Origin of the sequence: Nostoc sp., assembly GCF_036917535.1 — a bacterium.
Taxonomy (GTDB): domain Bacteria; phylum Cyanobacteriota; class Cyanobacteriia; order Cyanobacteriales; family Nostocaceae; genus Nostoc.
The window spans coordinates 288757-308281 of the sequence record NZ_JBALDA010000082.1; the positions used below are offsets into that span (position 1 = coordinate 288757).

The window sequence follows — 19525 nt, forward strand, 5'->3', positions numbered from 1 at the left end:
AGTTTAAGAATTTTAGATTTTAGAATAGCGTCAGGGATTGAACCGAAAAACTAATTCTTTTATCCAAAATTAGCACGGTTCAAAAGCTAAATTTTTACCTTACTATATAATGTAGTTTACCTTTTTCAGGTACAGATGTATGCGAAAAACTACCATTTTTACTTTTACCTTGCTATCCCTGGCAATACTACCAGCGATCGCACAAGTTCAGACAGGTGGATTAGGTCAGGTTTGGACTGACTTTCAATCATATTCCCAAGATATGCAAGATTACTTTCAACATAATAATTTGAAGAATACCTTAAACCCTTTAGAACAAGGCCAGAGTCAAATTGCGATTGAGAGTGCCAAGGGAGATTTGAAGATACCTAACCCCGTTGCTGCGGGACAAAAAATTCGTGATGATTCAATTAACTACTCTTATAATTCAGATGCTAAATCAAGTCGCTTTGAGAATAATGCAGCAGTACGGGGAAATTTAGTTAGTAATGAACTTAATCGTATAATTACCCGTGGAGTAGCAGTAGGTGTTCTCGGTAAAAATGGACAAACTAGGACAAAAGTAAAGTTAGAAAATACAGAGAAATCTCTGGAAGATATTGAGGGATTGGCTCAGGAAACAGAGGGTAACAATAATACATTTATCGGTACAATTAAAAACCTTGCTAGTGCAAGTAATGCAACGGGTGAAACGAAAGCTGTTTCAAGTTTGGCAGAATTGCTAGGTTTGAGTCAAGTGCAAATTCTGAAAATTCAACAAGAGCAAATAAAAATTGTAGCGGAAACATTTGGTCAGACTTTACAAAATAATCAGGCTTTGCAATACTCTAACTTAAATTTAGCAAACATTTCTCAGCAGACAGAAGAGGCGAATCGCGCTCGGAGAGTAGAAACATCTACAGAAGCAGCACGACTTTTACGAGCGACTTCTCAACTAGATTTGTTTGGCAGACAAGTTAAGAAGTAGGATTTTAATAAAAAAACTCTAATATTTTAGACAACTTTAAAATCTTTTAACTTCTGAAAAATCAACAGGAAATCTAAAAAAGTTTAGTATGGTGGGTTATTTTCCTAACGCACCTGGCAAAATCTAAAAAAATAGCCCATTAATTCAAAATGCAACTTTGTATTAAACTAATTTTTGCCCAAGTAGGCATCGATCAGATTCTCGATAATGGTGCCGCAACTTCCCAAAGTATTGCCGAAGGTTGGGACAAACAATGGCTGGATTTATTACAAAATAATACCAGTAATAACTTGTATGGAGCGCTGACAAATCTGGGTATTTTTTTTGCTGTAGGAACCTTGTTGTTTTTTATGATACAATTCCTTAAAGACTTAATATCCTACGAATACACCCGTCCCATATCAGCTTTAATTTGGCCTTTTATTGTGGTAGTACTCTTAAGTAATTCAGGCAATGGAAGTATACTATCTAATCTGACGTTGGGAGTGCGGAATTTTTTAAACACTGTGAATCAGCAAGTAGTGGTTTCAGCAGATGCAAATAATATATATCAGCAAGCACTGAATATGAGTGTTGCTGAAGAAGTAGCTGGTTCTTTACTACGTCCTTGTCAATCGTTAACTGGCGAACAACAAAGTCAATGTTTTGTTAAAGCTGCTGAAAAAGTCAACGTTCTCTGGCAGAAATATAGAGAGACTTATGGAAATAAAAACTGGATAAATAGACTACAAACTAAAGTAGATAATATCAGATATGGCACTGGCATTGTATCAGAAACTTCTTTTAATTCCCTGTTAGGTTCGACAGTCCAAACAAGCATCAAAAACTTTTTAGTTTCCTTACAATATGCCTTTCAAAATTTGATAGAAGCTACTATGTTGTTAATAGCAGTTTTAGGGCCAATAGCTGTAGGTGGATCTTTGCTACCTGTAGCTGGTAAACCAATTTTTGCATGGCTGACTGGATTTTTATCTATTGGAATCGCCAAAATTTCCTTCAATATTATTGCTGTGCTGACTGCCGCAGTGATTGTCAATGGCCCAGGTCAAAATGCTAATGTAGATCCAGATTTAATGTGGTTCATAATTTTTCTGGGAATTTTAGCACCAATTTTATCTTTAATTGTGGCTGCTGCTGGTGGTTTTGCGGTCTTCAGCGCAATCAACAGTACGGCTTCTTTAGTAAAGGAGAGGATATAGAAAATATAAAATTGTTGTAAGTGTTGTAACTAGTAAGTATATGCAAAACATATAATAGCTGAAGTTTTTGCACGAAGAGGTGAAGAAATGGTGCGTTTACTAGAAAAAAGACAAAGAACGGGAAGTGTTTTGACGTTTTTTGCGATCGCAACCTTTAGTTTACATATATTAGTTTTATTTTTATTCTTATTACAAGGGCTAAATATTCGCCAACTCAGTCTAAGAAAACCTCCCAACTTTGTACAATTAATCGACGGTAAACCAGTAGCTAATATTGATGATTTAGCAAGAGAACCAGAAGCAATTCGCCAATTTATCAGCAAAACGATGATATCAATGTTTAGTTGGTCTGGAACCTTACCACCACAAACTATTGAAGAAGTCGCAAACCCTAAATCCGATTTAGGAATACTGATTAACACACCTCAAGGTGGTAGCCAAAAAATTACTACTAGCACTTGGGTAGCTAGTTTTGCCTTATCAGAAGACTTTCGCAAAGGTTTCTTAAGCACAGTTGCAGAAATGACACCGCCAGAAGTTTTCTCGGAAAATCCCAACCAAGCGATGACATCACAATTAGTAATTAAGAGAATTTATCCGCCAAAACAAATTGCACCAGGTAAGTGGCAAGTTGGTATGGTAGCCGACTTAGTTCAAAAAAATCGAGTTGGTGGTGCAAAACTTATAACTCCTTTTAATAAAGATTTACTTGTACGTGCAGCAGATTATTTTGCTAATCCTCAAGCCGACAATAGTACCGACTTGCAAAAAGCAATTTATAGTGTCCGCGCTGATAGACTAGAAATTTATGAAATTCGTAATTTATGTTTGCTAGATGATTACAACAACCTGAACCAAGATAAATCAAAACAATGCAGAGCTGGACAAACATCTGATAGTTTTATCAGATAATCGATTTCTGATGTGAAAATAGTTCAACATTATACTATTGATTATTAATGCAATTACTCAAACCAGAAAATAATAAAAAAAATAGTCCTTTACCCCTGTTAGCAGTAGGAACGTTTGGTTTACATCTATTTACCTTACTGTTACTAATATTTCACTGGTCTATGTTACAACAGTTAGGTCGACAACTTACACCTCAAAGTTTAGTACAACTTGTTGATGGTCATGCTATAACGGTAGACCCCCAAGCCAATTTAGAGCGGCAACCAGAAACTATTCGGCGCTTTGTGGGTGAAACTATGAGTTTAATGCTTACCTGGTCACAACAGCAGCCACCAACACAAATCTGGGAAATTACCTCCCAACTAGTAGCTGATGATTTTAAAGAAAAACTTAAGTCAGAAATTACTAATTTAAATCCAGATAGCCAATTTGAAAATGTTAATCGAGGTGCAGAGAATGTCTTAGTAATCCAAAAAGTTTCTCAACCTACAGAAATAAGTAATGGAAAGTGGAAAGTAGAGATACTTGCCAATCAATTAACTTTTAACAGTTATGATAAATTAGGAAAATCAGTTTCCTTTAATAAACAAATTTTAGTTAGAGCAATAGATCGACCTGTAACTTCACTACCAAATGCAGCACTACCGTCGCAGTTTGCAGCTTACCGCCTTGGAGAAGCCAGATTAGAAATTTATAATATATGTGAAATTAAAGATAATAATTGTTCTGGAAATCTAAACTAGGCTCTACCATGACCCGATATTCAATTCCTGCCCAAACGCCTCCCCAAAATGAATTTACTTTAACTACCGACGATCGCCAACAAGATGTAGAATCTTTTGATTGGGAATCGCGGATGTCAAGGTTGGTCGGCTTTGAAGAAGAATCTTCTTCTAGTGATATCCAAGGATCGGAAGACTCTGCAACGCCGCCAGAGTCGCTATCTCTTCCACAAGAAGTTCAGACCAAGCAAGCACTCTCATCTAATCCCTTTGCCAAGTTAGGCTTGGTGGGAGCTGCTACCTTAGCCATCGTTTTAGTGGGTGGTGTGTTTTTGTCTCAGTTGATGAGTGGCAGCAATCAAAAGCCAAAAAATATTGTTTCTCCACCAGTGCAAGAGCAGCCTAGTGATGAATCCATATCTCAACAGATGGAAGGCCAAATAGATACTCTCAAAACGAAATTAGCTCTGACTGAACAAGCACAGATGGTGAAAGCTGCCCAACAACAGCTCAGAATTGCCAAATCAGCACCGACAGTACCCTTACAACAACCGTCAGTTAGACAGAAAGTGATCCCAACACCCCCACCAACAGCTTACGTACCTCGGACATTGACAGTTGAGCGCATCATTAGAGTACCTGCTTCTCAACCTTCGCAATCGCCCCAGCCACCAGTTGTGAAGCCAAATACTCAACCGATAGTTAATATAACTCCACCATCCCCACCAAACCCATTTGCAGAGTGGGCAAGGTTAGCAAAGTTAGGTAGCTACGGTCAAGTCAATCCTAGCAATCAACCTACTAGTAATATAGCTACTTTGGAACCTGCAAACACCAAGCAGCCGCAGCAAGAGACACCAAACCCTGATCCTGAGCAAACTCCACAAACCACACAACCGGAAAATTCTGTAGTCAGTCAAGCCCAACCGCAGGGACAGCAATGCGTAGTACCAGTCGGGAGTAGTGCAAAAGCTGTGTTGGCAACAGCAATATTTGGAGAAACTAGTAATAAGTCAGGCGGTGGTGGTGATACAGATGAAGCTAAAAACGTATTTGTGATTCGATTGAACAAAGCATTACCATGTAGGGATGGTACTCCCGCTCTACCTGCAAACACCGAATTCTTAACTGAAATTGGTTCGCTTTCTGAACAAGGTCTTTTGCAGATGAACGTAGTCAAAGTTATCTCGCAAAATAATGGCAACCCTATAGAACGAAGCTTACCTAACAATGCAATTATTCTTCGCGGTACTCAAGGCAAACCTTTAATCGCAAATAAATATCCTGGTCAAAGTTCCTCCATAGCATCAATGGATGCAGGATTATTCGTTTTGGGAGGTATTGGTAAAGCAGCAGAGTTAGTAAATCGTAGTGATAGTGAATACCAATATCCAACAATTAACCCTACCACCAACCCCGATGGCACTTCTAACGGTAACAACGTCACCAGTGCATATCCTATTTTGGTCACTAAGAACAGACGCAACCTTGGAGCTGCTGTTTTGGAAGGTGGTATGAACTCTGTAGTACCTCAAATTGCCCAACGCAATCAACAGGCGATCGCCCAAATGTCTCAACAAAGTGGTGTTTGGTTTTTGCCAGCAGGTACAAATATTGAGATTTACGTTAATCAACCAACTCAGTTTTAAGGGGTAATATTTATACCAATTTTAGATATTTGCAACCATGAAAAAGAATATTAACTTGTCAGGAAATAATCCAGAACGTTCTTATTTCCAACCTATAGCTTCCTTAATTTTCTCGGTTGCTATGTTCTTGTTGGTAGGTCGTGCTGTAGCTAATAACGCCGTTCTGCGTTCCGTATTTTCCTGCCAAGCACAGGGTTTAGGGGGACTAATACCTACGATTGACGTTTGGTATCAACAAGGAACAAACTTAAGTTTTATTCCGGCTGGAGAAGTAATTAAAAAAGTTTGGTTAAATGACCCATCACAGGTAACTATGGATTTTGATGGGCCAGTATGTATGCAGTTTGGTCAAGAATCTAATAGTAGTTCAGGAGATTGTAAAAACTCCGCAGCAAATGTAATTCAACTTAGACGAATTCAAAAACTGGACATTCCTGGACTTCCTCCCACTAGCAATACACTTTTAACAGTTGTTACCGAAGCGCAAGGTAAAAACAAGCTGTATACTTTTCGAGTTATATATAAAACAGATGATCCTGAATATCACACTTTAGCAGTTTTTCCCGATCCTTCTGGTCAGGAAGGAGCTTGTGCAAAAGTTTTACAATAAATAAAGTTTTAGCAAAATTACCCGATAGCCACAGAAATTTCCTGTTGATAAAAAGCGTTGATGCCTACGTATGTCTGCATTGTGACCGATCAAAAGCCTTGCTATAATTCCCTCTTTAGAAAAAAGGATTACGGAGTATTTAAGTCTTTGGGTAGGTTTCTTTCTTGATAGAGCAGGGTTAGGATAAAGTATGGATAATACTGTAGTTCAATCAATTGAAAAAACGCCATAGCCAGTAGCTTAATCGTGTTGCCTTACTCAGACGTTCCTAGTGTACATCTTTATAAATCTTCAGATAAAAACTAACCACAAGTTCCAAAATCGTGTAAATATAAAGAAAAGCTTAAGAGGTTACAGACTCATGGTCACTACCAAAATGATGCAACAGCTTTGGGCTGTAATTGAGTCTACCCAGGTCAGCACCTTGCTCCAGTTTGACGATGCTGCTTTAGTACAATTACTTCTCCAGCAGTTACAAGCGAAGCAGGGGCTTGATGCCCAGGCAGATAGCACTCTCAATACTTATATAAAATCTAAACTGCCTTTAATTCGTGACACGGCTGAGAATCGATTATCTTTAGAACAAGGCGGCAATCATTAGTCTGAAAAATCAAATAATTGCTCGCTGCCAAGCATACGCTCAAAGTTCAAACAGTGGAATATTATGAATAACTGGCTAGTAATTGCCCTAGTAGCTTATCTAATTGGAGCAGCGATTGAAGGGGTGAGTACAGCCAGTCAGCTATCTCATTCAATGCCAGAACTAGCTAAAAACACACAAGCTCATCCTTCAGAGTCTGACACCGAGTCTAGTTCAAGTTGGCGAGTTGTGGCCGCCATTGCCTCAGTCAGTATTTGTGGAGCTTTTTTGTGGCCTTGCCGCCTTTTCCACCGTTTAATTAAAAGCAGCGTTCGTTCGTGAGCCTAAAACACCAATACAGTAATTCTTTAGAAGCTCTCCCCAAAAAAGTTTTGAGTTAGGCCCCACTTCCCTATCATGCAGCTTGTTCGGGTTCTGTCGCTACAGGTTGCCCAATTTTTGGCTCCGTTCCCGCAAACAGTCGTTCAATATTAGTGCGATGGCGCAAAATCACATACAAGCCACCGGCAATCCCAAACAGAATATAGGGTAATGGTTGATGGAAAAGTACCATGAAAATGGAAACTGCGATCGCACCTGCAATTGAACTTAAAGAAACAATCCGCGATATCGCCATAACGACAGCAAACACACCCACTGTTGCTAAACCTACCTGCCAACTCATTGCCAACAAAATCCCCAAGCTGATAGCAACAGATTTACCACCAGTAAAGCCCAAAAAAATTGATTTACTATGTCCCAGAATGGCAGCTAATCCAGATATTGTTACTAGCCACGGCTGCCATAGTTGTGCATCTACTGTTGGAGGGATATAATTTTGAATTGGCTCAAAGTTGAACAACCAATAAACTAGAGCGATCGCTAATACTCCCTTTAAGGAATCAAGTACTAAAACCAATGCTCCTGGCCCTTTGCCCAAGGTTCTTAGCACATTAGTTGCGCCAGTGGAACCTGAACCAACTTCCCGAATATCAATACCTTTTAACTGCTTGACAGCAATGTAGCCAGTGGGAAAAGAACCCAGCAGGTAAGCTATAACTACAATTACCCCGCACAGAGTTAACCAAATAGCCATAATACAATTCAAAATTCAAAATTCAAAATTCAAAAAAGTCAACCCCTTCTCTGCGAGACGCTACGCGAACGGGGAATTCAAAATTCAAAATTCTTATCCCCATAAATAAATAATGGGGCTTGAAATAAGGACACATTATTTCTCGTGCTTCGCCATCTCGAAATAAATCTTTTTTCTTGTCCATAAATTAATTTAGAGGCTTGTATCATGAGTCTGTTTTGGTCAAGAGGTGATTACTCTTGACCAATGACTAATGACTAATGACTCCTTTAAAAGTCATCATCATAGTTTCTCACTATTTTGGGGTCAGGAGCAAAGGCTAACCATAGGGGAAATTGTAGCAGTAACAGACTGATTTGTTCTTCGGAATCGTCAATAATAATTAAAGGCAGTTGATTGGCTTTCGTCAATCGGTCTGCTTTTTGAGCCAGAGCGTCAGATGCCTCAAATAATACCACACCACGGTCTGGGCCGAAATCTGGGCGACCGATTCCTAGACAATCTTGCAAGCCACGCCGCCATTCACCTAATCGTTCCGGTGTATTAGCTAAGACTAAAGTACGGACGCGATCGCCATAGAGCTTGTGTAATATCGAAATTGCAGCTGAGGCAATCAGAATATTTTGTAAGCGGCTACCCATTGTCCGCAAACCACCCCTTCCTCCTTGGGTAAAAAACCAGTTGGAGATTCGTTCAGCGTGGATTGGTTCAAAAGTACGGCGTAGTTGCCACGGTGGGCCGTAGTAATCTGGTTTATTGCGGTATTGGTCAATTAGGCGGCGAATTTGCTTTGTAGTATCTTGAAACTGCTGTTGGGCAAATTGAGGTATTCCAGGTTGGGGTTCAGTTGGTTTAGCCTCTTTCACAGATGGTTTTTCTCGTTCCACCACATTTGGCGTTAGTTGCAACTGTTCAGCGGCAGAAGCTAAATCTTGTAAACTACCTGTGAGATAGTCTTTAAAACCCTGTACCCGAATTGCTAAGTCTTGGGATGTACCAGCAAAAGTCGTTCGCATTTCATTGCGGATACGTTCTTGACGGCGTTCTAATTGTTCTACAGAAATTTGCAGGGTTTGTTTGCGTTGTTCTAACTGCACTAGCGACTCTTGTACGAGTCGCCCCAGTGAGGTTTGAGTTTCACTCACCTGTACCTGAAGCTTTTCGTAAGAAGCTTGCAGCTTGGCTATTTCTAACTTGAGAGCTACTTCAGTACTCTGCAACTCTGCCACTCGCTGCTCTGCTTCTGTATATAAAGAATTATTTCCCGATCCTATTTCAGACCCCAGGGCGACATTTTCCACTTCTAACTGCACGACAAACTCGCCATCTGAATTTTCTGTTAGCTCTACTGTAGAATCTACCACTTCTGCATTGGAAATGAGTGGCTCAAAAGTTGTGTAGTCCTCTGATGAGCTAATGGCTTTTGTGTCTACTACTGACTCAACTGATGGATTGACTGGATGTTCAACTACATTGTTCTCTTCTGGTTTTTCTGTCAACCGCTCATCAATTGGTTCTGGGGTTTGAGATGCCTCTGGGTTCATAAACAATAGTGTAATTCCGATGACGCGAATAAATAGCTTTCAGAAATATTACAATTGACCTGCCATAAAAATCCTGAGCATGAGTGCTGAGTTCTGAGTCTATATAAAAATGACTCAGAATTCAGCACTAAATACGCGGACAACGTTGTTCTAAGCAAGTTTTCAAGGTGTTGGGGTCAAATAAAATCGGCAAAGAGTGAATACTTTTAATTTCTTTAAAGTAAAACAAGATAGGGACTCTGTTCCAAAATATCCGCCAGTTTTGCCATTCTTGGTAGGGAAAGCGCCGAATTAATTTTTCGCCTCTGTAAATATCTAAATCGGTAGCGGTAAATTGCAAACGCAGCGTTAACGCCTGAAACATCAGAAACAAACCAAACAGCGTCAAAACGGAGCCTACCCAAGGTTGTACCAACAGTAGTGGAATCGAGGCAATCACCAACACTATGGGTATATTGTAACTAGGCTTGAGTTCCACAGTTGATGTAGAGTTAGAAACAAATGAACTGGTCACAGTCTTAAATCCTGCTTTGTTTAGTAGGCATCTTTCCTATTTTAGGAGTCAGGAGTTATAAGTTAAAATTCCTCATTCCTAACTCATCAGTTTTATAGACCTGTGAATGCACTGCCAGTCCCCTGAAACATTAACCAAGAAAGAAAGAAGTTGCTAACAAATATAATCAGCAAGGCAGTCACAACAGCAGTTGTAGTTGACTGTCCTACACCTTTGGCACCTCCTGTTGTCGTCAACCCCCAACTGCAACCAACTACAGCGATTAAAATGCCAAAACAACAGGCTTTAATCATGGCGCTAAAAATATCCCAGAGACCAAGAAAGTTACGGGCTGAGTCTAGAAATACCGTATCAGACAGGTTATAGATATTTGTCGCAATGATGAATCCTCCGAACATCCCTGTCACCAAAGACAGAAGGGTTAAAATTGGTAGCATTAAACAGCAAGCAAGAACGCGGGGGATAACTAGGTAATCGATTGGATCTGTTCTCAACATCAACATGGCATCAATTTGTTCTGAAACTCGCATAGTACCGATTTCTGCTGCAAAGGCAGAACCAACTCGTCCTGCCAAAACCACTGCTGTCAACACGGGAGAGAGTTCTCGTGTCAAAGCTACAGAAAGCACTCCGCCGATAACGTTTCCGGCGCCAAAGTTGATAAATTCCCGCGCCACTTGAATGGTAAACACCGCGCCAACAAAAATAGCAGTAAATAGAGCAATAAATAGGGAATCTGGTCCAACTGCTGCCATTTGTTCTAAAGTGTTGCGCCGATGGATTTTGCCTTTCAATAGGTGAACTATTACTTGTCCACCCAGAAAAATCGCTGCCAGCAGCCGCTGACTCCATTCCTCTAAACTGGATTTGGATGTAGTCTGGTTCAATGTTCTGTAGCTAACTCGTAACTGCCTTAAGAATAGCGGAAGTCATGGGGAATGGGGAATGGGGCATTGGGCATTGGGCATTGAGAAGAGACAAGGTAGACAAGGAAGAGGGGGGAGATCAGGGAGAGACTTGTTTAATAATTACCCCTTGTCCCCCTTGTCCTCCTTGTCCCCCCTGCCCCCTTGCCCCCCTGCTCCTCTGCCCTCATCTCTCCATTCCCCCAAGAAGGCTGAATATTAACTTAGATTAAAAATGCTCTCAGAAAATAAAGCTCTGATTAAATGTGCTGCAAAGCAATCTCTAAGTAGTACCCTTGGCTATAACCTCCATCCTGCAAGGTTTTTGTAGTTTTCAGTCACTTTTTGTATCCCCAGCATGGGCTGTAACTGCTAGCCTTTTATTTTAATGAAAACTTAAGATTTTTGACAGATTGTCTGCTTTAGAGCGATCGCTCGTATTGTAGAAAATGACAAACCGCTATCTTGCTTTTGTCATCTCTACTCACGGAGTTTGTCTTAAATGACTATTTTTACTAACTTTCTCCGCTCCCTAGTACTCACAATCATTTTTAGTTTTTTCGTTCCCCTCTTTTTTGTTGGCGGCGGATTCCTCTTTTTATCCCTCATTGGTCACTTCCCTGGCTTACAAGAGTTAACTGAAGCGATCGCAACTGAGATTATGCATTTTCTCGCCACCTTCGGCAGTGGAACTCCCCTACGCGGATTATTTGTAATTAGCTTGACCTGTAGTTTCGTTGGGGCACTGTTTGATATGTTTGTCTATTATCGGTATCAAATTTTACGTATAGATTCTTAAGTAGTAAAAATAGCTTCGTCAGGAGATTGTTGGGCTGTAGAAGACAGGAAAAAGTGATATTTCTAGAGTGAAAGTACTACAGGTCTTAACCTAAATAGAGATTAGTGTTGCTGAATGGATTTTTATTAATTAAATTAAGTGTCGAAGTGATTGATTAAATATTTATATATTCATGAGTTATTAGTTATTAATTACTAACAACTAGTAAACGTGCGCGACCGTAGTAAAACAGTCTTAAAGCATTTAAAAAGCTAGAATAACAAGGCATTGAGCACTTTGAATTTGGCAAAATAGCTAAAATAGCCTTTCTAAATCATCACGTTAACGCTAAACTAGAGTTTGGCATTTTGTGCTAGCTGCAATCTTTAAGGATTTGATTAGCATTAATTGAGAATATTAAATAAAACTCACTGAAAAATATAAAAATTTCCTTAAAATCCTGACAAGCACAATGCCTGCTCATGTTTCTTAACAGAGGAAAGCAGGTCGTCTGACCGTTGGGCATCTTATATTGAATTTATTACGAGGTATGTTGACAGCTCATGGTTTGGCCGTTTAAGCCCAAGTTTAGAAAACAAATTGCGCGGATTGAAATTACTGGTGCGATCGCTAGTGCTACTCGCAAACGCGTCCTAGAAGCGCTGAAAACTGTAGAAGAAAAAAAGTTTCCGGCATTATTGCTACGTATCGATAGCCCTGGCGGTACAGTCGGAGATTCTCAAGAAATCTACAGTGCCCTGAAGCGTTTGCGCGAAAAAATCAAAGTTGTCGCTAGCTTTGGCAATATTTCGGCTTCTGGAGGAGTTTACATCGGCATGGGAGCCGAACACATCGTCGCCAACCCAGGTACGATTACGGGTAGCATTGGTGTGATTCTGCGTGGAAATAACTTGGAACGCTTGCTAGAAAAAATTGGTGTTTCCTTCCAGGTAATTAAGTCTGGCCCTTACAAAGACATTTTGGCTTTTGATCGGGAACTGACTCAACCAGAAGAAAATATTCTCCAAGAGTTGATTGACACAAGTTATCAGCAATTTGTCCAAACGGTAGCAGAGGGTCGTTCTTTAACGGTAGAAGCTGTGAAAAGTTTCGCCGATGGGCGGATTTTTACTGGACAGCAAGCCCTAGCTTTGGGTGTTGTAGACCGCCTGGGCACAGAAGAAGATGCCCGTCGCTGGACAGCAGAACTAGTTGGTCTCGATCCAGAAAAAACTCTCTGCTATACCCTAGAAGAGCGTAAACCTTTTTTGAGCCGCTTCGTACCAGGGAGTCGTCAATTTTCATCAGGAATTGGGGCTGGTATTGATTGGCTCGAATTTGAAATGTCTACTAGTGGTTTACCTCTGTGGTTATATCGACCATAAATGGTTTTTTGTTTGTCATTAGTCATTAGTCTTTTGTCCTTTGTTCACAATCAAATGACCAATGACCAATGACCAATGAACAATGACCAATGAACAATGACCAATGACCAATGAACAATGACCAATGACCAATGACTAATTAAGGAGGATTTTGGCGTGGACTGGCAAATGCGAGCTATTCGCGGAGCAACAACCGCTTCAGAAAATACTGTTGAGACAATCCGAGAGGTGGTTACAGAACTACTAGACGAGCTGGAAAACCGGAATCAATTCCAGCCAACGGACATGATTAGTGTGACTTTCTCAGTGACACGCGATTTGGATGCTGTTTTTCCAGCAGCGATCGCAAGAGCGCGTCCTGGTTGGAATAATGTGGCTATGTTGGATGTGCAGCAAATGCACGTCGAAGGCAGCTTACAGCGCTGCATTCGCTTCTTAATTCACGCTTATCTGCCAACCTCTGCCTCAATTCATCATATTTATTTACGCAACGCCGCTAGCTTGCGTCCCGACTGGAGTTTGCCTCAGACTTTACAAGCATCACAGCAAGCAGTTAAGTCAAAAGTGTAAAATACTTAGATCGCATCACCGAGGAAGTAGAGAAACTTAGGTTTTAACTTTCTCAGCAGTCAGCATTTATTATTGCCAATGTAGATAATGTCAGTGCTTTTCTCTGAGTTCATTTGTGTTCGAGGAATTCATCAACTGTAACTCCTGCCTGTTGAATCAAACTTCTAAGTAACCCAGGAGCTAATTCCCGATGATTAGGAATTGATCAAGTTGGTTTTGATTCACACCAAAGTATCATTTCCCGTTTGGCGATCTAATACATAACCAAACTTTTCAAAAATCCTGACAGCTTCCTTACCAGATATATTTGATAAACGTCCCATTTATACTACAACTTCCCCGATAAATACTTGCGATTCCTTAACAATATAAGGTTTGCCATGTTTAGCTTGGATGTGGAGATATCCAGTAATGGCATCTTTAATATTTTCAATTGCCTCATCTAGTGTTTTTCCTTGACTCACGCAATCTGGAAGTTGAGGAACCTCAGCAACATAGCCTTCATATTCTGAATCAAAAGTAAAAATTACTTGAAATTTCATAATAAATTAATCTTGTATAGTTCAGGTCTAGAATAAATATAATGCTCAAATCCGATGATAAATCTAAATTTCTTTGAATACGTTAATTTTTATCGTACATTCAAGGGTTTAAGACCCCAACCATACACGTAGCATATTTTGAGTCGGGGTTTAAATCCCCGAATCAAAATGTCTTTAATTTTGAATTTTGAATTTTGAATTGTTAATTGTGTAGTCATTTATATTTGACATAATATTTTTAAGATGAAATCCAGTTTTCCAATTGTAAATTAGAAATGCGGCTGTAGTAACGAGTATTGTTTGTTACTAAAGTGTAATTTTCTGCAACTGCAACACTAGCAATTAATAAATCAAATTCAGCAATAGTTTGTCCTATTCTACGGAGTTCTGTTTTTAATTCACCATACTTTCTTAGAGCAGGATCGGTTAAAGGTACAACGGGTAAGTTTTGAATAAAGTCTTTTGCACTATCTAAATTTTATAAAACTCGATTAGAATTGTATGCACCATAATACAATTCAGCAACAGTGATAACACAAATGCATACTTCATCCCATCCCACTGCTAATAATTTATCTCTGATTGGCTGGCGACCGTTAAGCCAATAAATACACGTATCAGTGTCGAGTAAATAGTTCATAAGCTATGATTGTGTAGACGCAAAGTGGCTTGTCGTCAGACATCGCTTACAGTACGACTTGAATATATTTCATCAATAATTTCTTCTGCGGTGCGTGTGTCTTCCCAGGTTCCAAAGGTTTCTAAAAAAGCTTTTAATGGATGCGGTTTTGGCTGCTGTTCAGATGAGAGAATGATTTCATTTAATATCAATTGATTTACTTCTGGAACTCCTAATTTTTTGGTTTCCTCTTTAGCTATAATCATAATTTGCATCAAGGTTATAGCCTGACGCAAAACATCACTTTTACTTGTGCCTATTTTATTTGCTAATTCGTCTAATATCTGATTTAGTTCAGGTGACAAATCTAAGTTTAAGCGAACCATCTTTTGAGTGTTAGTCATGGTTCCATCCTTGTGTAAAATCTTAAGTACATTATAGTTGGCTGAAGCTATAAGATTAACAGCGATGATGATTCAAGAACTTGACAGAGTTCTTCTAACAACTAATCTTCTAGAATACAGTTTAGAGTAGGGTGATATAGGTACAGTTGTTTTGGTACATCAGGGTGGCAAAGGATATGAGGTTGAATTTGTCACACTCGATGGGGAAACTGTGGCAATTGTTTCACTCCACAGCATACAAATATGTCCCATTGGTAGAAGAGAAATTGTGCGATCGCAGGTGATAAATTAATCCTATCGTCGCATATAGCAGTCCTAAATCATTTGTGAAATATTTTTGGAGTTCGCTGTCATTAGCAATTTACTTAGGACGACCATAACAAAAATTTTCACAATCTCATTTAGGATTGCTATATTATACAATAAGTTTTGTTACATTTTCGCACCCGAAAATAAAAATTATACAGCAGGTTGCTTTTTAAATAAAGTTCAAAATGTAGTACGGGAACATCAGATATAAAAAGCTTCTGCCTCCTGCCTCAAAACCTGTAACTTTGCACTTCATGCAAATGAAAACTGCTGTATGTATATACGCAGTTGGTATGATTACTTATGACTAAATATAGCTCGTTTGGTAGTTTCATTACTTAAGTACGAAAGTTTAAACATTACTCGTGTAAGATAAATAAGCTGATAATCTCAGCGATTGTATCAAGTAAAAATATAGTTCTATTAGATATGCGATCGCATATCTTTTTAAAAGAATGCCGAACTCCAGCTTGAAAGATGACTCATTATGGTTCAAAAATGCAATTATCTACGAACTAGGTGTTCGCACATTTGCTGACAGTAATGGTGATGGTATTGGTGATTTTCCAGGGCTGACAGAAAAACTAGACTATTTACAAGATTTAGGTATTACTGCCATTTGGTTGTTACCTTTTTTTCCTTCACCACTCAGGGATGATGGTTACGATATTGCCGATTACACTAGTGTCAATCCTATCTATGGTACGTTAGAAGACTTTAAAGCGTTTTTGAGCGCTGCTCATCAGCGCGGTATTCGTGTAATTATTGAGTTAATTATTAACCATACCTCTGACCAACATCCTTGGTTTCAAAGAGCACGTCGCGCCCCAAAAGGAAGTCAGGAGCGAGATTTTTATGTTTGGAGTGATACTCCTGAGAAATACCGAGAAGCGCGAATTATCTTCCAAGATTTTGAGACATCTAACTGGACTTGGGATTCAGTTGCCCAAGCTTATTGCTGGCATCGTTTCTATTCCCATCAGCCGGATTTGAATTATGACAATCCCTTGGTGCGCGAGGCAGTATTTGATGTTCTAGATTTTTGGTTGGAGATGGGTGTAGATGGATTACGCATGGATGCTGTACCTTATCTCTACGAACGGCAAGGAACGAATTGTGAAAACTTACCCGAAACCCATGCGTTTTTGAAAGAGTTGCGATCGCACATCGACGCGAAATTTCCTAACCGGATGTTACTAGCTGAGGCGAACCAATGGCCTGAAGATGCAGCGCAATATTACGGTGCAGGGGATGAGTGTCACATGAACTTTCATTTTCCCCTAATGCCGCGTTTGTTTATGGCAGTGCGGATGGAAGATAATTTCCCAATTGTAGATATTCTCCAACAAACTCCATCCATTCCTGATAACTGTCAGTGGGCATTGTTCCTCCGCAACCATGACGAACTGACTCTAGAAATGGTAACAGATGAAGACCGCGATTTTATGTATGGGGCCTATGCACAAGACCCGATGATGCGGGTAAATTTAGGCATCCGCCGCAGATTAGCGCCGCTTTTGGGTAATGACCGCCGCCAAATTGAGTTACTCAATAGTTTACTGTTATCTCTACCAGGAACCCCCGTACTTTACTACGGTGATGAAATTGGCATGGGAGATAACGTTTATCTAGGCGATCGCAATGGTGTTCGCACACCTATGCAGTGGAGTTCTGACCGCAACGCCGGTTTTAGTCGCGCCAACCCACAACGCTTGTATCTACCCGTCATCGTTGACTCAGAATATCACTACGAAGCACTCAACGTCGAGGCACAACGGACTAATAGCAATTCTCTTTGGTATTGGATGAAACGTTTACTCGCTACTCGCAAACGGTTTGCGGCATTGGGTGAAGGGCGTTTTGAATTGGTACAGTCTAATAATCGCAAAGTTTTTGCCTTCAGCCGGATTACCTCTGAAGAAGATGTCTTGGTAGTAGCAAATTTATCTCGTTATGTACAAACGGTATCCTTAGATTTATCAACCTTCAATGGGCTACTACCAGTAGAAATTTTTGGTTCCACTGAGTTCCCAGCGATTACAGAATCGCCATATTTCCTCAGTTTAAGTCCTTACGGGTTTTATTGGTTCACCTTACAACGTAAACCTAGCTCAACTCAACCCCCTAAACCCCAAGCAGATTTAGTAACTCTGTTGGTAAATGGTTCATGGCAGAATGTAATTTCGCAACGAGAGTCAAAAAGCGTTCTAGAATCAACACTACGGGATTATCTCTATACCTGTAGCTGGTTTGGCGGTAAAACTCAGACTGTACAATCAGTACAAATTATTGAAGCGATTTCTTTACCCTATAATCAGCAGATAGCTCAAATCGTTTGGTTGCAGGTAGACTATACCCAAGGAAACCACGAAACTTATCTGTTATTTCTCGCCTATGCAGAAGGTGAGCAAGCAACACATCTTTTGGCAGAAATGCCGCAAGCTGTGATTGCACGGCTTGAGGTGCAAGGCAAAATAGACACTCCTCCACCCAATACTCAAGAAGTTGGAATTTTATTTGATGCTTTAGCAGACAAGAACTTTCTCACTTCACTGCTAGATGATGCAATTGCTAATCATCACTCTTATAAAGGGATAACCGGAGAACTATTTGGCACTACTACTGATTCATTCTCTGAATTGCGCCAACAGTTAACCAATCATGAGCCGACTGTCCTAAATAAAGAAGAACAAACTAATACTTGTATAGTTTATGGCGATCGCTTGTTGTTGAAACTCTTCCGCAAAGTCGAGGAGGGTTTGCACCCAGATTTAGAAATTCGACGTTTCCTATACCAGAAAAAACGCTTGCAACACTCACTTTTCTTAGCTGGTGCTTTAGAGTACCGCCGTGCAAATAAAACAGGCAACAAAACTGCCCTACCCACGACTATAGGCATATTACAAGAGTTTATTTTAGATATTCGCAGTGGCTGGGACTACACCCTTGATAGTTTGCAAAAGTACTTTGATTTAGTGACCACAGAACACGCCACTATTACCGAAGTGCCTCTGCCATCAGGTTCATTGTTGGATTTACAGAGAATTGAGATTCCAGAATTGGCAATTGCAACTATCACTTCTTACCTGCAAAGTGTTGAGATGTTGGGTAAATCCACAGCTGAATTCCATATAGCGCTGGCTACAAATATAGATAGCTCAGACTTTGCTCCAGAATCTTTTTCATCACTTTATCAACGTTCAATATATCAAAGTGCACGTAACTTAACTGGACAAGTATTTCGGTTGTTAAAAGAACGACTAAAATACTTGCCAAACGACACTCAACCATTAGCATTAGAAGTTCTTAATAGCCAAGAGAAAATATTAGAACGCTTTCAGTTAGTTGTCGGGCAAAAAATTACTGCATTGCGTACTCGTCATCATGGAAACTACGATTTATCGCAAGTATTTTACACAGGAAAAGACTTTATTATTCCTGATTTTGAAGGCAAAGCAGATCGTAGTTTAAGCGAACGACGCATAAAGCGATCGCCTCTACAAGATGTAGCAGGAATGTTGCTATCTTTCAACTATGCAGTTAACGAAGCTCTCCGCTATCAAAAAGAATCTGGGATGATCCTGCCTGAAAATTTACCCCTTATAGAACAATGGGGACAGTTTTGGTATACCTGGGTTAGTACTAGCTTTCTCAATTCTTATTTAGAAACTGCTAATCAAGAATCTTTCCTGCCAAAGACAACAGAAGAATTAGATGTGCTGCTTTTTGCCTATCTTCTAGAGCAAGCGATTGATGCACTAGGTTGTGAACTAAATAATCACTTTGATTGGATAGAAATTCCACTCCAATTTATTCTGCGACTACTAAGTGAAACTGCTTAAACAGTTTTTCCTAGTAAGAACAAACTGCAAGAAATAAATAATTTGAGGAGGAAGAAAAATGAGTAACAAAACTGGTGAACTGACAAGAACAATTTTTTGGAAAGGCAATGCAGAAGAATTTTTAGGTAAGTATTATAACTTACAATTTATTCCAAGAATAGGTGAAGAAGTACAATTAAAAAACAAAACATGGCTAGTAAAGAGAATTATTTATACTCCCGAAATAGATGACATAACTATCATCTTGGAAAATAAATAGTTTCACCTTAAATGGTTAATCAAATTATTCTTTGGTGGTGGTAAACTGAGGTTTTTGATTGCTCAAACCCCACAACCATCACTAAAAAACCTCTACCACTGCTTAAAGCGATAAAGGTT

The 19525-nt window shown here is 39.7% G+C and carries 23 protein-coding genes; 14 read left to right on the top strand and 9 right to left on the bottom strand.

From position 1 onward, the window contains the following. The first annotated feature begins 139 nt into the window (after nucleotides 1-139). The 8 genes from V7K56_RS27060 to V7K56_RS27095 all read left to right on the top strand — a co-directional run bounded on the left by V7K56_RS27060 (nucleotide 140) and on the right by V7K56_RS27095 (nucleotide 6981). On the top strand, nucleotides 140-967 hold the full coding sequence (locus V7K56_RS27060; RefSeq protein WP_334915423.1) for a hypothetical protein: 828 nt from the start codon (nucleotides 140-142) through the stop codon (nucleotides 965-967). Nucleotides 968-1116: 149 nt separating this feature from the next. Beyond that, complete coding sequence (locus V7K56_RS27065) at nucleotides 1117-2166, top strand: hypothetical protein (protein WP_334915425.1); 1050 nt, start codon at nucleotides 1117-1119, stop codon at nucleotides 2164-2166. 87 nt (nucleotides 2167-2253) lie between these two features. Beyond that, nucleotides 2254-3078, top strand: a complete 825-nt coding sequence (locus V7K56_RS27070; protein ID WP_334915427.1) for a hypothetical protein — start codon at nucleotides 2254-2256, stop codon at nucleotides 3076-3078. A gap of 47 nt (nucleotides 3079-3125) precedes the next feature. After that, a complete protein-coding gene (locus V7K56_RS27075; RefSeq protein WP_334915429.1) occupies nucleotides 3126-3821 on the top strand; it encodes a hypothetical protein in 696 nt (231 codons plus the stop codon). 8 nt (nucleotides 3822-3829) lie between these two features. Continuing rightward, nucleotides 3830-5449, top strand: coding sequence for a hypothetical protein (locus tag V7K56_RS27080; protein ID WP_334915431.1), 1620 nt, complete (start codon nucleotides 3830-3832; stop codon nucleotides 5447-5449). 37 nt (nucleotides 5450-5486) lie between these two features. Then, nucleotides 5487-6059, top strand: a complete 573-nt coding sequence (locus V7K56_RS27085; RefSeq protein WP_334915433.1) for a hypothetical protein — start codon at nucleotides 5487-5489, stop codon at nucleotides 6057-6059. A gap of 361 nt (nucleotides 6060-6420) precedes the next feature. Next, complete coding sequence (locus tag V7K56_RS27090) at nucleotides 6421-6660, top strand: hypothetical protein (RefSeq protein WP_334915435.1); 240 nt, start codon at nucleotides 6421-6423, stop codon at nucleotides 6658-6660. Nucleotides 6661-6723: 63 nt separating this feature from the next. Next, on the top strand, nucleotides 6724-6981 hold the full coding sequence (locus tag V7K56_RS27095; protein ID WP_334915437.1) for a hypothetical protein: 258 nt from the start codon (nucleotides 6724-6726) through the stop codon (nucleotides 6979-6981). 73 nt (nucleotides 6982-7054) lie between these two features. On the opposite strand, the gene plsY is transcribed toward V7K56_RS27095, so the two are convergent. The 4 genes from plsY to V7K56_RS27115 form a co-directional block, all read right to left on the bottom strand. Beyond that, entirely contained in the window at nucleotides 7055-7735 is a 681-nt protein-coding gene (gene plsY, locus V7K56_RS27100) for a glycerol-3-phosphate 1-O-acyltransferase PlsY (RefSeq protein WP_334915439.1), read from the bottom strand. Between the two features lie 269 nt (nucleotides 7736-8004). Next, on the bottom strand, nucleotides 8005-9279 hold the full coding sequence (locus V7K56_RS27105; protein WP_334915441.1) for a DUF3086 domain-containing protein: 1275 nt from the start codon (nucleotides 9277-9279) through the stop codon (nucleotides 8005-8007). Between the two features lie 127 nt (nucleotides 9280-9406). Next, on the bottom strand, nucleotides 9407-9793 hold the full coding sequence (locus V7K56_RS27110; RefSeq protein WP_334915444.1) for a DUF3119 family protein: 387 nt from the start codon (nucleotides 9791-9793) through the stop codon (nucleotides 9407-9409). A gap of 92 nt (nucleotides 9794-9885) precedes the next feature. Then, nucleotides 9886-10680 (bottom strand): MlaE family lipid ABC transporter permease subunit, encoded by a 795-nt coding sequence (locus V7K56_RS27115; protein WP_334915446.1) that lies wholly within the window; start codon nucleotides 10678-10680, stop codon nucleotides 9886-9888. A gap of 520 nt (nucleotides 10681-11200) precedes the next feature. On the opposite strand from V7K56_RS27115, the gene V7K56_RS27120 reads away from it, so the two are divergent. The 3 genes from V7K56_RS27120 (at nucleotide 11201) to aroH (ending at nucleotide 13431) form a co-directional block, all read left to right on the top strand. Next, complete coding sequence (locus V7K56_RS27120; protein WP_334915448.1) at nucleotides 11201-11497, top strand: hypothetical protein; 297 nt, start codon at nucleotides 11201-11203, stop codon at nucleotides 11495-11497. Nucleotides 11498-12039: 542 nt separating this feature from the next. Beyond that, nucleotides 12040-12861: a signal peptide peptidase SppA gene (sppA, locus tag V7K56_RS27125; RefSeq protein ID WP_334915450.1), complete on the top strand. Its 822-nt coding sequence runs from the start codon at nucleotides 12040-12042 to the stop codon at nucleotides 12859-12861. A 156-nt stretch (nucleotides 12862-13017) separates the two neighbouring features. Beyond that, nucleotides 13018-13431 (top strand): chorismate mutase, encoded by a 414-nt coding sequence (aroH, locus tag V7K56_RS27130; protein ID WP_334915453.1) that lies wholly within the window; start codon nucleotides 13018-13020, stop codon nucleotides 13429-13431. Between the two features lie 221 nt (nucleotides 13432-13652). Here the strand turns inward: aroH and V7K56_RS27135 are convergent, their stop codons facing one another. The 5 genes from V7K56_RS27135 to V7K56_RS27155 all read right to left on the bottom strand — a co-directional run bounded on the left by V7K56_RS27135 (nucleotide 13653) and on the right by V7K56_RS27155 (nucleotide 14996). Then, on the bottom strand, nucleotides 13653-13754 hold the full coding sequence (locus V7K56_RS27135; RefSeq protein ID WP_334915455.1) for a type II toxin-antitoxin system HicA family toxin: 102 nt from the start codon (nucleotides 13752-13754) through the stop codon (nucleotides 13653-13655). Beyond that, nucleotides 13755-13973 carry a type II toxin-antitoxin system HicB family antitoxin gene (locus tag V7K56_RS27140; protein ID WP_334915457.1) on the bottom strand — a complete coding sequence of 73 codons (219 nt, stop codon included), beginning with the start codon at nucleotides 13971-13973 and terminating at the stop codon, nucleotides 13755-13757. A 238-nt stretch (nucleotides 13974-14211) separates the two neighbouring features. Continuing rightward, entirely contained in the window at nucleotides 14212-14427 is a 216-nt protein-coding gene (locus V7K56_RS27145; protein WP_334915524.1) for a PIN domain-containing protein, read from the bottom strand. Nucleotides 14428-14451: 24 nt separating this feature from the next. Continuing rightward, nucleotides 14452-14613 carry a hypothetical protein gene (locus V7K56_RS27150; RefSeq protein WP_334915459.1) on the bottom strand — a complete coding sequence of 54 codons (162 nt, stop codon included), beginning with the start codon at nucleotides 14611-14613 and terminating at the stop codon, nucleotides 14452-14454. Nucleotides 14614-14648: 35 nt separating this feature from the next. Beyond that, nucleotides 14649-14996 carry a CopG family transcriptional regulator gene (locus V7K56_RS27155; protein WP_334915461.1) on the bottom strand — a complete coding sequence of 116 codons (348 nt, stop codon included), beginning with the start codon at nucleotides 14994-14996 and terminating at the stop codon, nucleotides 14649-14651. Between the two features lie 136 nt (nucleotides 14997-15132). On the opposite strand from V7K56_RS27155, the gene V7K56_RS27160 reads away from it, so the two are divergent. From V7K56_RS27160 to V7K56_RS27170, 3 genes are all read left to right on the top strand, one after another. After that, a complete protein-coding gene (locus tag V7K56_RS27160) occupies nucleotides 15133-15288 on the top strand; it encodes a DUF4926 domain-containing protein (protein WP_334915526.1) in 156 nt (51 codons plus the stop codon). 472 nt (nucleotides 15289-15760) lie between these two features. Next, nucleotides 15761-19147 carry a maltose alpha-D-glucosyltransferase gene (treS, locus tag V7K56_RS27165; protein ID WP_334915463.1) on the top strand — a complete coding sequence of 1129 codons (3387 nt, stop codon included), beginning with the start codon at nucleotides 15761-15763 and terminating at the stop codon, nucleotides 19145-19147. A 58-nt stretch (nucleotides 19148-19205) separates the two neighbouring features. Then, on the top strand, nucleotides 19206-19406 hold the full coding sequence (locus V7K56_RS27170; RefSeq protein WP_334818308.1) for a hypothetical protein: 201 nt from the start codon (nucleotides 19206-19208) through the stop codon (nucleotides 19404-19406). Nucleotides 19407-19525: the final 119 nt, after the last annotated feature.

Coding starts and splice junctions, on each gene's coding strand:
- V7K56_RS27060 (WP_334915423.1), top strand. CDS start 140: ATGCGAAAAACTACCATTTTTACTTTTACCTTGCTATCCCTGGCAATA.
- V7K56_RS27065 (WP_334915425.1), top strand. CDS start 1,117: ATGCAACTTTGTATTAAACTAATTTTTGCCCAAGTAGGCATCGATCAG.
- V7K56_RS27070 (WP_334915427.1), top strand. CDS start 2,254: ATGGTGCGTTTACTAGAAAAAAGACAAAGAACGGGAAGTGTTTTGACG.
- V7K56_RS27075 (WP_334915429.1), top strand. CDS start 3,126: ATGCAATTACTCAAACCAGAAAATAATAAAAAAAATAGTCCTTTACCC.
- V7K56_RS27080 (WP_334915431.1), top strand. CDS start 3,830: ATGACCCGATATTCAATTCCTGCCCAAACGCCTCCCCAAAATGAATTT.
- V7K56_RS27085 (WP_334915433.1), top strand. CDS start 5,487: ATGAAAAAGAATATTAACTTGTCAGGAAATAATCCAGAACGTTCTTAT.
- V7K56_RS27090 (WP_334915435.1), top strand. CDS start 6,421: ATGGTCACTACCAAAATGATGCAACAGCTTTGGGCTGTAATTGAGTCT.
- V7K56_RS27095 (WP_334915437.1), top strand. CDS start 6,724: ATGAATAACTGGCTAGTAATTGCCCTAGTAGCTTATCTAATTGGAGCA.
- plsY (WP_334915439.1), bottom strand. CDS start 7,735: ATGGCTATTTGGTTAACTCTGTGCGGGGTAATTGTAGTTATAGCTTAC.
- V7K56_RS27105 (WP_334915441.1), bottom strand. CDS start 9,279: ATGAACCCAGAGGCATCTCAAACCCCAGAACCAATTGATGAGCGGTTG.
- V7K56_RS27120 (WP_334915448.1), top strand. CDS start 11,201: ATGACTATTTTTACTAACTTTCTCCGCTCCCTAGTACTCACAATCATT.
- sppA (WP_334915450.1), top strand. CDS start 12,040: ATGGTTTGGCCGTTTAAGCCCAAGTTTAGAAAACAAATTGCGCGGATT.
- V7K56_RS27135 (WP_334915455.1), bottom strand. CDS start 13,754: ATGGGACGTTTATCAAATATATCTGGTAAGGAAGCTGTCAGGATTTTT.
- V7K56_RS27140 (WP_334915457.1), bottom strand. CDS start 13,973: ATGAAATTTCAAGTAATTTTTACTTTTGATTCAGAATATGAAGGCTAT.
- V7K56_RS27150 (WP_334915459.1), bottom strand. CDS start 14,613: ATGAACTATTTACTCGACACTGATACGTGTATTTATTGGCTTAACGGT.
- V7K56_RS27155 (WP_334915461.1), bottom strand. CDS start 14,996: ATGACTAACACTCAAAAGATGGTTCGCTTAAACTTAGATTTGTCACCT.
- treS (WP_334915463.1), top strand. CDS start 15,761: ATGCCGAACTCCAGCTTGAAAGATGACTCATTATGGTTCAAAAATGCA.
- V7K56_RS27170 (WP_334818308.1), top strand. CDS start 19,206: ATGAGTAACAAAACTGGTGAACTGACAAGAACAATTTTTTGGAAAGGC.